This window comes from Halobacillus karajensis (assembly GCF_900108515.1).
Lineage (GTDB): Bacteria > Bacillota > Bacilli > Bacillales > Halobacillaceae > Halobacillus > Halobacillus karajensis.
Genome location: NZ_FNWW01000011.1, coordinates 58,420 through 71,215 on the forward strand (window position 1 = coordinate 58,420; position 12,796 = coordinate 71,215).

General features: G+C 42.5%; 11 protein-coding genes and 1 pseudogene. 5 read left to right on the top strand and 7 right to left on the bottom strand.

The annotated features are described in order from the left end of the window. Window positions 1-13: 13 nt before the first annotated feature. Both BLW54_RS17600 and BLW54_RS17605 read right to left on the bottom strand, forming a co-directional pair. Window positions 14-1,523: pseudogene (locus BLW54_RS17600) on the bottom strand (BCCT family transporter). A gap of 88 nt (window positions 1,524-1,611) precedes the next feature. After that, entirely contained in the window at window positions 1,612-2,163 is a 552-nt protein-coding gene (locus BLW54_RS17605) for a GNAT family N-acetyltransferase (RefSeq protein WP_035511211.1), read from the bottom strand. 129 nt (window positions 2,164-2,292) lie between these two features. On the opposite strand from BLW54_RS17605, the gene BLW54_RS17610 reads away from it, so the two are divergent. The 4 genes from BLW54_RS17610 (at window position 2,293) to BLW54_RS17625 (ending at window position 5,381) form a co-directional block, all read left to right on the top strand. Beyond that, complete coding sequence (locus BLW54_RS17610) at window positions 2,293-2,862, top strand: nucleotidyltransferase domain-containing protein (RefSeq protein ID WP_035511209.1); 570 nt, start codon at window positions 2,293-2,295, stop codon at window positions 2,860-2,862. A gap of 168 nt (window positions 2,863-3,030) precedes the next feature. Beyond that, complete coding sequence (locus BLW54_RS17615; RefSeq protein WP_035511207.1) at window positions 3,031-3,846, top strand: DUF368 domain-containing protein; 816 nt, start codon at window positions 3,031-3,033, stop codon at window positions 3,844-3,846. A 73-nt stretch (window positions 3,847-3,919) separates the two neighbouring features. Continuing rightward, window positions 3,920-4,237, top strand: a complete 318-nt coding sequence (locus BLW54_RS17620) for a thioredoxin family protein (RefSeq protein WP_035511204.1) — start codon at window positions 3,920-3,922, stop codon at window positions 4,235-4,237. A 55-nt stretch (window positions 4,238-4,292) separates the two neighbouring features. Beyond that, window positions 4,293-5,381 carry an FAD-dependent oxidoreductase gene (locus BLW54_RS17625; RefSeq protein ID WP_074736094.1) on the top strand — a complete coding sequence of 363 codons (1,089 nt, stop codon included), beginning with the start codon at window positions 4,293-4,295 and terminating at the stop codon, window positions 5,379-5,381. Between the two features lie 75 nt (window positions 5,382-5,456). Here BLW54_RS17625 and ccmA read toward each other — a convergent pair whose 3' ends face one another. Continuing rightward, window positions 5,457-6,422, bottom strand: coding sequence for a heme ABC exporter ATP-binding protein CcmA (ccmA, locus tag BLW54_RS17630; RefSeq protein WP_035511200.1), 966 nt, complete (start codon window positions 6,420-6,422; stop codon window positions 5,457-5,459). A 613-nt stretch (window positions 6,423-7,035) separates the two neighbouring features. On the opposite strand from ccmA, the gene BLW54_RS17635 reads away from it, so the two are divergent. Then, complete coding sequence (locus tag BLW54_RS17635; protein WP_035511198.1) at window positions 7,036-7,287, top strand: DUF2164 domain-containing protein; 252 nt, start codon at window positions 7,036-7,038, stop codon at window positions 7,285-7,287. A 15-nt stretch (window positions 7,288-7,302) separates the two neighbouring features. Here BLW54_RS17635 and BLW54_RS17640 read toward each other — a convergent pair whose 3' ends face one another. The 4 genes from BLW54_RS17640 to BLW54_RS17655 form a co-directional block, all read right to left on the bottom strand. Further along, a complete protein-coding gene (locus BLW54_RS17640) occupies window positions 7,303-9,027 on the bottom strand; it encodes a methyl-accepting chemotaxis protein (protein WP_074736097.1) in 1,725 nt (574 codons plus the stop codon). A gap of 12 nt (window positions 9,028-9,039) precedes the next feature. Next, the gene (locus BLW54_RS17645) at window positions 9,040-9,993 is read right to left on the bottom strand and encodes a BMP family lipoprotein (protein WP_051744258.1); all 954 of its coding nucleotides are present in this window, start codon (window positions 9,991-9,993) and stop codon (window positions 9,040-9,042) included. Window positions 9,994-10,206: 213 nt separating this feature from the next. Then, the gene (locus BLW54_RS17650) at window positions 10,207-11,220 is read right to left on the bottom strand and encodes an LLM class flavin-dependent oxidoreductase (RefSeq protein ID WP_035511194.1); all 1,014 of its coding nucleotides are present in this window, start codon (window positions 11,218-11,220) and stop codon (window positions 10,207-10,209) included. 313 nt (window positions 11,221-11,533) lie between these two features. Further along, window positions 11,534-12,787 carry an efflux RND transporter periplasmic adaptor subunit gene (locus BLW54_RS17655; RefSeq protein ID WP_035511192.1) on the bottom strand — a complete coding sequence of 418 codons (1,254 nt, stop codon included), beginning with the start codon at window positions 12,785-12,787 and terminating at the stop codon, window positions 11,534-11,536. Window positions 12,788-12,796: the final 9 nt, after the last annotated feature.

Sequence of the window (12,796 nt, forward strand, 5' to 3'; positions counted from 1 at the left end):
CACTTCTCTTTCGTTACTCTTTCTTTCTCCTGTGCCGTTCAGGGAGGGGCTCTTGTCTTATCATTTTAGTAAAAGCATAGACAAAGAGGATGATAATCACTGTGAACGGGAGTGCAGAAACAAGGGAAGCTGTCTGCAATGCGTCTAGGGCCACCTGCTAACAATAGGACACCAGAGATTGCGGCCATCAATACTCCCCATATAATCTTAATGGGAAGAGCAGGTGTCAAACTTCCGTTTGTCGTCATACTCGCTAAAATATAAGTGGCTGAGTCGGCAGATGTAATTAAAAATGTGGCGATCAGCAGAATCGATAAAAAAGATAAAACGCCTGTAAGTGGTAAATAATCAAAGGTTTTAAAAAGAGCGACCGTCACATCATTGTTTACGGCTTCAGCAATTTGAGTACCATGATTTAAGTCACTGTTCAATGCGGTTCCGCCAAAAACAGCAATCCATAAACAGGCAATTAACGGAGGGACAACGAGCACTCCGAAGATAAATTCCCTGATAGTTCTTCCCCGGGATACACGAGCAACAAATGCTCCTACAAACGGGGACCATGCGATTACCCAGGCCCAATAGAAAATCGTCCAGTCTCGCAGCCACGTTCCTCCTTCATATGGGGTAAGTCTCAGGCTGTAACCGACAAAATTCGAGATATAGTCGCCTAGTCCTAAAGTAAAACTATTTAATATGAAAACCGTCGGACCAGCGAAAAAGACGAACAAGAGTAAGATAAGGCAGACAGCTAAGTTTAAATTACTCAGCCATTTGATTCCTTTTTCCAGCCCACTACTGGAAGAGGTTAAGTATAACATGAGAAGAACAGCGGTGATGACAAGCTGGAATGTTATTGAATTCGGTACACCGAATACAACATTCAAACCTCCATTCATTTGGAGAATTCCTAACCCTAAAGAGGTTGCAATCCCCATAACCGTAGCGATCACGGCTAATGAATCAATCGTATATTTCACAGGCTTGGATTTCCCTAAAACAGGCTCAAGCGCAGTGGATACGAGACCATCTTTATTTTTTCGGAATTGCAAAAAGCCTATCAAAAGACCAACAATAGCGAATACAGACCATTGGTTGATGCCCCAGTGAAAAAAGGAATAGGCCATAGCGACCCTGGCTGCCTCTTCTGTTTGCGCTTCTAAGTCTGAGAAAGGTGTTTCAAAAAAATGACTCATGGGTTCAGCGACCCCCCAGAACACGAGTCCTGCACCAAAACCAGCAGAAAATAACATTCCAATCCATGTAAAGAAAGGAAATTCGGGTTTTGAATCTGGTGGTCCAATCTTAATCTTTCCATATTTACTCAAACCAAGAGAGATAAGAAAGATGACGAATCCAAAAATGGATATAAGATAAAACCATCCAAAGTTTATGGTGGTAAATTCGAATACGGCACCAGCGATTGTGCCGAAGCCCTCAGGATTAACCGCCCCTATAATGACAAGAATCGTAATAGTGGATGCGGAAATGAGGAAAACAGGGTTTCTGAGTTGATCTTTCATCGTGGACTCCTTTCAGAACCATTAATTATGATGAACATGAATCTGATGATCGATTTATTTATTCCCTGCATTTTTCTATGAAAAACATTTAGCTTTCGAATTCTGTTCGCAATAATCCCATTAAAATGGTGTCATAATAAGACCCGGAAACATATTCGTTTTTTCTAAGCCGTCCCTCGATTTGGAATCCTGTCTTCTCGTAGAGGCGGATGGCCTGGGTGTTGCCACTCCATGTATCCAGTTGAACACGTTCCAAGTTAAGGGTATAGAAAAGGTGTTTCAGCAATGTTTGAATGATATCTTTTCCATATCCTTGTCCCCAATATTCTCTTTCCCCTATACTCAATCCAATCTCAGCAGATCTTGTGATCGGATTGAGATTACTATAGCTGCATTTCCCAATAGGGACGCCTGTACTAACGGTATACACCATGAAAACACGTCCGGTCTCCCATAAAGGTTGAGCGGTCAGATTCTTTTCATAGAAGGCCTCAATATCTTCTTTCGGGTTATTATTTTGGTAGGCTGAGGAAGTACCATGACCAAGGTCCGCCAATTCCTCATCATTGGCCCATTTGAACAATAAATGTAAGTCATCCCTTGAAACAGGGCGTAACTCGATAAGATTTCCTATTAACATATCCATTCCTCCATCCCATTGCTAAAACTATCGTATAGGAAACATTCGTCAAAAGAAAGGGAATTGTCGGACTACTAGGAGGTTAAGGGAATTTGAACTGGGTTAGGATGATAGAGAGGAGGGTTCCGTATGTTCAGCGAATGTAGAGAAGTTCATCGGTGGTTGAATGAATTTGATAAAGAATGGATGTTTGCCGGAGGATGGGCTATTGATCTTCACATCGGAGAAGAAACAAGAAAACATGAGGATGTGGAAGTTGCTATTTTCCGCGAGGATCAACATGAACTCTTTCAAGCTTTAAAAACATGGGAAAAGTATGTAGTCAAACATCGAGAGTTAATGGAATGGAAGAGTGGAGAGACTTTAAACCTTCCCGTGCATGAAATCCATGCCTTTTCCCAGGAAGGGCATGAGCTAGAAATCCTCCTTAATGAAAAAAAGAAGGGCTTGTGGGAGTTCAGAAGAGACCCTTCGATTACCTTTGATTTAGAGCGGATGCATCTCCAGTCCGAGCATGGGTACGCCTACTTAAACCCCGAAATCGTCCTGCTCTATAAATCAACCTATACACGTTCAAAAGACTATGAGGATTTTAATTATGTGTTTCCCTACTTAAATGAACATCAAAAAGAATGGTTGAAACAGGCACTCATGCACCATCAACCTCAACACCCGTGGCTGGAAGCCCTTTTGTATTGAATAGAGCGTTTTGAATATGATGGAAGCAAGATCCTCCTAAAAATGGGGGGATTAGGACTAGGTGTTTGGACATTTTGTGTTTTTTTTTAAGAAACTGTATCATAAAACCTTAGGGAAGTTTGATAGAATAAAAAGGAAAAGAGATAGAATTTAAAGGAGCAGACGAATATGTGGGAATGGAGAAATATATATCGTGGATTGCTGATGGGGGCGAGTGATGTTGTTCCAGGAGTCAGTGGGGGGACAATCGCCGTGGTTCTAGGAATTTACGATCGTCTTATCGAGGCTATTAATGGATTTTTCAGCAAGGAATGGAAGAGGCATTTAAAATTCTTATTGCCCCTTGGAATTGGAGTTGTCCTAGCTGTAGGATTGATGGCGAATCTGATTGAGTGGTTGTTTGAACATTATCCGGGGCCGACTCAGTTTTTCTTCCTTGGGCTTATTATTGGTGTATTACCTTATTTAGCACATAAAGCAGATATGAAGCATAAGTTCAAAGGGCAACACTATCTGTTACTGCTTATTGGAGCTGCACTCGTTGCATCTATGGCATTTTTCCAGGCATCAGAATCTGATCCCATGCAAAACCTTACCTTGACTGGATATGTTTTACTTTTCTTCTCAGGATGGATTGCCAGCAGTGCCATGATTCTTCCCGGCATTAGTGGGTCATTCATTTTGCTCATCATAGGTGTGTATACGACTGTAACTTCCGGGATTTCGGATTTTAGAATCGATATTATCGCCGTTGTTGGGGCAGGAATTGTGTGTGGAATCATCGTTATGAGTAAAATCGTCAAATTTTTCCTTGAAAACTATACCTCCGGAACCTTTGCGGTTATTATCGGACTTGTTATAGGTTCCGTATTCGTTATCTTTCCAGGTGTTCCTAAAAGCGACGTCCTAATGATTGTCAGTGTTGTTGCTTTCCTTGCAGGACTTTTAGCCGCATGGTTATTAGGTAGGGTGGAGTATAAATAAGCTTGTGGGAAAGACAAACCGCTCGTTTTTGGGTATGATAGGAAGTAGATATTCATAAAGGAGATTGAGTTTAATGGAAACTATTCATACTACGGATACGTTCAACAAAACGATAGAAAGTGACCACCCGGTGATCGTGAAATTTGAGGCAGATTGGTGCCCGGATTGCCGCCGTATGGATATGTTTATCGGGGACATTCTTGAGGAATATAATGGTTACAAATGGTATAATGTCAATCGTGATGAACTGCCCGAAATCGCAGAAAAATATGAAGTGATGGGGATTCCAAGTATTTTAATTTTTAAAGATGGGAACAAGCAAGCCCACCTTCATAGCGCGAACGCAAAAACACCAGAAGAAGTGCAAGAGTTTTTACAAGCAAGTCTTTAAGAATGACGTCCACATGGTTCCGCCATGTGGGCGTTTTCTGTAAGGAGGTATTCTTTTGTCAAAACGACTGTTGCTCGTTGGTGCCGGTCATGCTCATTTAGAAGTACTAAAACAATTGAAAAGCGAATGGCGGGAGCGGGTCGATGTCTGTATGATCACACCATCGCCATATCAGTATTACTCCGGGATGTTTTCAGGATATACAGAAGGTATTTATTCAGAAGAAGAAATGCGTGTTGACATTCGAGCATTGGCAAGGGCTGCGAATGTTCACCTGATTCAAAAAAAGGCAGCTTATCTAAAGGCAGATCAACAGAAAGTGGTATGTGAAGATGGGGCTGTTTATCCGTTTGATGTGGTAAGTTTTGACATCGGATCCAAGAGTTCCCCTGCCTCATTTGAGGAAACGGCTGTTCAGGCTATCCAACCTAATTATGACTTTTCTACGCAAATCCGCGAATTAAGGGAAACAACCATGCCTTTAATTGTTGGTGGAGGCGCAGCGGGTACGGAGCTTGCCATGTCATTGCAGACGTATAAACAAAATCATCAGATTCCTGGACAGGTACGGCTAATATTATCGGAAGGAATTCTGGCAGATGGACCGAAATGGGTATCGGCAAAGTTGAGAAAGCTATTGAAGAAAAAAGATATACGAATTTGGGAGAATGAACGGGTAGAAGAGGTCTTTGAAGGGTTCGTGAAAACTGACAAAGGTAACCGTGTTCGTCACACGGGTGTTTTATATTTGGGCGGGGCTCTGGGAGATCCCATTTTTGAAAAGTCATCTCTTGCTATTGATGAACGCTATTTCGCTCTTATAAGATCTACGCTTCAATTTCGTGACTATGATTATATATTTGGAGCTGGTGACTGTGTTACGATGATTGATCTTCCACAGCTTGAGAAACGTGGTGTCTATGCAGCCAGACAAGGGCTGGTATTATGGAATAATCTGAAAAATTATTTTTCAGATAAGCCATTGAAGTCATTTGCCCCACAAAAAAAGGCCCTTTCCATATTGTCTACAGGTGGAAAGAAAGGGTTCTTTATCTATGGGGCTCTTCATGCGCATAACCAAAAAGCATGGCAGTTAAAGGACAAAATGGATAGAGCCTTCATGGCAAAATATAAGTTTCCTTGAACCGTCCTTTTATGGATACTTTCAAAGTTTCTTATATCATTTCAGGGAGGTAAAGATTTGCAAGGATATTCGTTTTCATGAATGTTCTTCACTGAACCGCTGGATGGATGTAGGCGGAATATGGAGTTCTACTCGTGGAGGCAGTTCTCCTTTTACAGGAAGGGAAACTTTTTTATTCAGGTTCCTAATGTGTAGGTGAGCAATCGGACTTCCATATTGATAAGTCATATGTTCAACGGTTGCATCAAAATGTTGACCACCAATCTTTTGATTGGGAGGAGTCACTGTAATCGCCTGTAAAGAAACATATTCCTTATCATTTATAATTAAATGCCCACCTAGAAAGGAAGCCACATGTTTGTTAGATGGTTTCTTAAAAAGTATTTCAGCCGTGTCGATTTGTTGGAAGGTCCCTTTCTTAAATACAGCAATTTCATCCCCCATGATCATCGCTTCTTCCATGTCATGAGTAACAAACACCGCTGTTGTATGCCGTGAAACGAGAAAATTTCGTACCCAGTACCGAAGATCTTTGCGAAGGGAAGGATCCAGACTACTGAACGGTTCATCGAATAAAATCACTTCCGGCTCTGTAGCCATTGCACGGGCGAGAGAGGTCCGCTGTTGCTGGCCTCCAGAGATCTCTGATGGATAGTAATTAGAAAAACGTTTCATTCCAACAGCTTCTAGGAGCGTCTCTATTTTTTCTGCCTTATATTTTTTCGATACTTTAGCGCCATAAACGATATTTTCTTTTACTGTCATATGCGGAAAAAGCAAGGGCTGTTGAAAAACGAGACTAATATTACGGCGGTATGCCTTCTGTTTCGTTATATCTTTTCCATTCATGAGGATCGTTCCATCCGTTGGCTTTTCAAGTCCTGCAAGAATACGCAGGAGAGTAGTTTTGCCACTGCCGGATGGCCCAACTATACTTAAGATATTCCCGTGATTTAGGTGGAAAGAAAGCCCATTTAGAATAGTTTCGGTATGAAACTGCTTCGTAATGTTTTGGATCTCTAGTTTTTTTGACTGGGTCATCAATGATTCCTCCATGGTAAACGTGAGTAGGGCAAGAACATTATACATAACTCAATGATGATATACATAAAAAGCTGGGTTCAAAGCAAAGCAAATCGAAAATGCTGACATCATAGACGTATGGACATTTTCGAGAAAGAGAAGAAGACAAGTGGAAGTGTTAGGATCTGTCCTCCTCCGATTATCGCAGCAATGGCATTGACTCAGGCTGAATACAATCGATAAAAAGGGAGTCATGCGTATCTATTACACCGGCTGTGATTAGGAGGAAGAGGAGGGTGTACGGAAAGAGCTTTTTCAACAACGAACCCTCTTTAACTCTTAATCTTTCAGTACCCTTGATTTCAGGGAGTGGCGACAAGGGTGGACAACCATTCGTTTTCATGTCTTAGGTTTCCATTTAAGCTGTTCCATACTATAACTTCAATGGGCTTCTTTGTATAAAGGTTTCTCATCTTTATCATACAAACAAATAGAGAAGAAGAAAACTATCCTATCACCTGGATGTCTGATTAAGGAGAAATCAGGGTAAGGAGGAAAGGAGAATTGGGTTTGTGGGGTGGGATGAAGGAGGGGGAGGATGTGATACGATAGAAGGGAAGGGGGAGAATTTATGAAACTGAAAAAGGATGAAAAGGCGTACATGGTAGAGCGAGTGAAGGAATATTTTGAATTGGAGCAGGGAGAAGTCCTTGGAGACCTCGCCGCAGAACAATGGGTACATAGGCTGGCCGAGGATATGGGGCCCTTTTTCTACAATAAAGGAGTAGATGATGCAAGGCAAATGGTGGAACAGAAAGTGATGAATGTCGATGAAGACCTTCGCTCACTCGAACGGCCAGCCGGAAAACCGACACGAAGATAGAAAAACACCGCTTCCTTATGTTGAGGCGGTGTTTGTTTGCTCATCATCTTTATGATCTCGTTCACTCATGTTTTCTTCTTGATGTTCATGCCATTCAAAGTGCTGCAATTGACGATTTAAATCGGCCACCATGTCTTCAAGTCGATCTGTTTCCTCAATCATCTGATGGAAAGCCGTTTGCTGTTCGACCGTGGAAGCGGATATTTCCTCTGTACCTGCGGCTGTCTCTTCAATAATACTGCTTACATTTTCTATAGAGATATGAACATTTGAACTCTTTTCCTTCGATTTTTCCAAACCCGCGACTAATGATTCCAATTGTCCATCAATCGTTATCACTTGGGTGCTGATCTTTTCAAATGCTGATTTGGAAGTATCCACTGATCGGTTTTGCTGATCTGAGATTTGAACGGTTTCCTGCATTTCCTGTTCTATCATTTGGACACCTTCCCGAATTTGTTTGACCATTTCGGAGATATGACTAGTCGCGGCTGTGGACTGGTCGGCAAGTTTGCGTACTTCTCCAGCCACAACGGCAAATCCTTTTCCGTGTTCGCCTGCGCGCGCGGCTTCAATTGCTGCGTTCAATGCAAGGAGGTTCGTTTGCTCAGCGATATCATTGACCAGTTTCACTGTTGATTCGATTTGATCCGTATATTGAATGAAATGGTTAACGGATGTTTCGACATTGGCTATCGCCGCAGCACTTCTGTCCATGAGCAATCGCTGCTCGGTAATACTTGTTTGTCCCTCATCAACGAAGGCAAGGGCCTGTTGACTGGCTTTTCTAGAACTTTGCCCCTGCTCCCGGTTCGTTTCAAACCCATGATGCAGATCGTCCATTAATGTAGCCACATACTGGACATCCTGAGAAATGGATTGACTTCCCTGGGCAAGTTCATCAGTCGAATTCGCTACTTGATTGGAGACTTCAGATAGACCATTCATTTCATTGTGAAGGCGGGAACTGAAATGCTGCACATTTTGCCCAATGTGATGAACAGAATGGACGGTCCCTTGTAAATTATCAACCATTGTACGGAACGAATGTTTCAACTGTCCGATTTCGTCTTTCTCTTTTTCGGAAATTTCGATCGTTGTCGTCAATTTTCCATTGGCGACTTCTGAGGCTTTTTCAGCCAGGGTGCGGATCGGACGCGCGATATGTTTGGTTAGCCTTGTGGTGGATAAAATGGTAGAAATAACTAATACAAGAGCGGCAATAATAGTAAACCAAATCAGGTTTTGGATGGATTGTCTTTGATCTGCCATTTGAGCATCATACCAGGATTGAGCTTCTTGTTGAAGCATGTAAATGTCATTGATGATTCCGCCAGTCCGTGCGGCTTGTCTTTGTACTTCATTTATATCGTTTTCTGCTAATGCTTCTGAAGCGAGTTGAGTCCAATCATTAAATTTCGTTGTTGCTTGATTGTACCACTGTTCTTGTCTGGCTGTTCCTATCAATGGCTCGATATCTCCAAAAATAGAGTTCGTCTGTTCGATTTGCATTTCTGCTTCACTGCGGGAGGCCTCAGATGGGTTATAGCCATAGGTAGTTAATGATTGTTCTACACTGACAAGCTGACTGTGTAGTTCCTTTCCCTCCAACAGTATGTGGGCATCCTGGTTGGATGAACGCTGTAAATCCATCATTTGAAAAACGATGAAGCCGATCAGACCCAGGCATAAAAGTAATGGAATGAGCGTCATTGTATATAGTCTTTTTCCAATTTTCATAAACGTGCCTCCTTACTGTCCTGTCGCGTCATTCAATAGTTCCTGTTCTTCGCTTGTCCATTCAATCAGTCGTATAGGGGCGAGACCGACACCGTCCTCATCAATCCCAAGTGATTGAGCTCCGCCGTCCAGTTTTTCCCCTTCATCCAGTTGTTTCATCACATTATACAGGGCAACGTTGACATTTTTCAGCATCGAAGAAACCACAGCCTCTTCAGCAACAAAAAACTGATCACTGTCGACACCGAAAGCGTGAATTCCCTGCCTTTGTGCTTCCTTCAACACACCAATGCCCGTAAATCCAGCAGCAGGGAAGACGAAATCCGCGTTTTCCTCTACCATAGCTTTGGTAATAGACGCTCCCTGATCGTCGTCATCAAATGTTCCGGAATATTCGGAGAGCACATGGGCTTCTGGATTCGCTTCTTTAACTCCTTCTTTAAAACCTTCTTCAAACCGCTCAACCACGGGGATTTCCTCACCGCCAATGAACCCTACGGTATTGGTTTCGGTTTTCATACCGGCAATGAGACCGATCAAATAACTGCCTTCATCTTCTTTGAAAGTAATCGAGGTTACATTCTCAAGCTCGGAAATAGCATCAATCATCACAAAAGACTGTTCTGGATATTCTTTGGCCAATTTTTCAATGGCTACTTGTGAGTTATAGCCGAGGCCGATAATAACATCATGATCTTGTTCTAATAGATTCCTTGCATGTTTTTCATAATCTTGATCGAAAGGTTCACGATAATCGAAGGTAATTCCCAGTTCATCTCGCGCCTGTTCAAGACCTTGAAAAGCGGAGTCACTGAAAGAATCGTCACCAAGACCACTATCTGTAACGATTAATCCTGCACTCACGGGATCTCCTGTATTCGTTTTCGTTTCACTGTTCACACATCCTGCCAATCCGATAACAATGGAAAGGAATACAAACGGTATGTATAGGTGTTTCACGATCATCACTCCTTGTTATGATGTCTGACATCTATACATATCGGTTAGATCCAGGACGAAATAAATAGGAAATAAGACTCAATAAATGTTGTGAAGGGTATTTAGCAGAGGAGGGTTTTATAGTTCAATCCTTGATTGCTTAAGAGCAACCACGAAATTACCCAAAAGGGCCCTTGAGGGGATTGAGTGAGGCGGCCCATATAAAAAACCACTATGACATTACATCATAGTGGTAGTTGTATGGTTTAATTGAAAAGCCTCAGCAAGAAGTTCATACGACCTTAGTCTATCCTCAAATGGATTGACGATCGTATTTATGATCACTTCGTCAACGTTGTAACTGTCAGCCAGCTGCTCTATTTCTTCTTTGACTTTATTTTTTGACCCGACAATCATCCGATTGCGGTTATCCTGTATCCGTTCTTCCTCGTAAAGGCTGTATGAATGGCTGAGAGCTTCTTCTGGAGTGGGAAAAGACATACGCTTTCCTCCTTGCTCGATTTGAAGAAGTGCCAAGTCTAAACTAGAAGCCAGGTATTCTGCATGTTCATCCGTTTCTGCGCATATGACAAAAACGGAAACATTTCCTTGAGGGCTATTCTGTTGTATCGATGGTGTAAAGTAACCCTGGTAGCGATCCATGGCACGAACACCCCCACGGCCATTGATGAAATGAGCGAATGAGTAAGAAACACCTAAATCAGCTGCTAATCGAGCACTTGTTCCACTTGATCCAAGCATCCACACAGGAGGGGCCGTTTCCCCTTGGGGTGTCGCGTAAATATCCATCCCTTGAGGGTCTTGCCCGTGTAAATAGGCTAAGAGTTCTTCCACTTGAGAAGGGTAGTGTTCTACGCTGGGAACTTTCCCGCGATTTAGAGCTAAATTTACATTAGGCATGCCGCCTGGGGCACGTCCAACTCCGAGGTCGATCCTATTAGGGTGCAGGGTTTCAAGGATACGGAAGGTTTCGGATACTTTATAGGAACTGTAATGGGGGAGGAGGACTCCACCCGTGCCGATGCGAATGTTATGGGTATGTGCAGCAAGGTGGGCAGCCAGTATTTCCGGTGCTGATCCTGCCAGACTATTTGTACTATGATGCTCGGACACCCAAAACCGGTGGTAGCCAAGTTTGTCTGTCCATTTGGCAAGTTCTGTTGTTTGTTTTAATGCTTCACTTGGGTCCGTCCCAGCTAAAATAGGGGATTGATCCAGTACGCTTAATTTCATATTCCTAACCCCCTCGTGTTGTCCACTCGTATTCTATCTAACTACTATCGTCCCATGGGATAAGTAGAGATGCAAATGTAAAACTATTCTTTCTATTTATTCCATTTCCTAATTCTCTTCTATACTAAACCTTCGATAACCGCACAAAAGGTTTGGTCCTTTTCTTGTGATGGAAGGTACGGACACGGCTCCATTTCCCAGAGATCCTTGCCTTAATGGAGGCTTAATAAGTAGGTAAGATAGAGCGGGAAGTAATGGGGATAGAAAAAGAAAACAGGCGCCCCTGATGGGAAGCCTGTTAGTTTGAAGGGTACTATCTGGATAAAAGACCGAGCAGCCCGTAGCTCAGCATTGAACGACGTTCAATATTGAATACTTCCTGGACTTGGAGATCCTCTGTATGAAGAGGTGTGAAAAAGACGGCTCCATTTCGGAATTCATCTTTTGGCTTGACGGCAAGCCATTCCCCATCTTCCAACCCTGAAACAATTTCAACAAGACCTTTGTCTTCCAGGCCAGTTTCGATAGCCCGTCGTTCCAGCATGCCTTCTTCGTCCATTACCCACGCATAAAGGTTTTCGTCGGTCTCAAGAGCGGTATCTAAAGCAGTTACGACACCCAGGGCCTCCTCAGTAATCACTTTCAATTCTGCATGGTAACCTGGTAATAAGTCTTCCGATGGTTGATCTAACGTAACGGTGAAGGGATAGCGGCTTAAGCGGTTAACATCAGTTTCTTGTGGAAATTGGTCCACACTGGATAATGTCCCGGTCGTTTCATAATCTAGTTCTGGAACGTAAATCTCTACAGTCATTTCTTCTTTTACTTGACTCCGGTCTTGTTCATGAATCGCTCCTTCAAGAACCAGGTTTGGAGATTCAAGAGTGAGAAGAGGGGCCTCAAGACTTTCGGAAATATTAGTGACAGTACCGGAAAAAGCACTTGTTACAGTGATTTGATCCCCATCATTCTGAAGTTGGTCCAATTGATTTTCCACCATTTCCAGCATCGCTTCCTGTTTAGCCAGTTCAGCTTCTTGTTCGGCAATTTTTTCTTCTTTTAAGTATTCTGTTTCTACATAGGAGGGAGGAGTCTCCTCATTAGAGCTTGTATCATTGTTAAATAACCCGCTATTGTCCTCTGTTTCTGGAGGGTCAGGAACACGATAACTTTCGATCTCATTAATAAAACTCGAGATAGCCTCCATTTCCTCTTCTAAACGGTCGATCTCCGATTGAAGGCGAGCTTCCTCCTGATAATAATTCAGGACATTGTAAGTGTAAAGCTCATCACCTTCACTTACTGTGTCACCTTCTTTGACAAGGAATTCATTAAAAGAACCCGTATTTTCATCAAAATAGACGGCTTCTTTTTCTTTAGAAGTGAAGACAGCCTTTGTTTCCATCTTTTCAAACAGATCATAGGTGATTGATTTAGACCATTCATCAATATAGGATTTACGATCGACCCGTTCTTCTTCATCGAGGAAGATGAGGAAAGCATTGGTCGTAATGAAGGCGATAATCAATAATCCAATGATTCTGCCTTTTCCATTGATTTTCTTCATATTTAACAC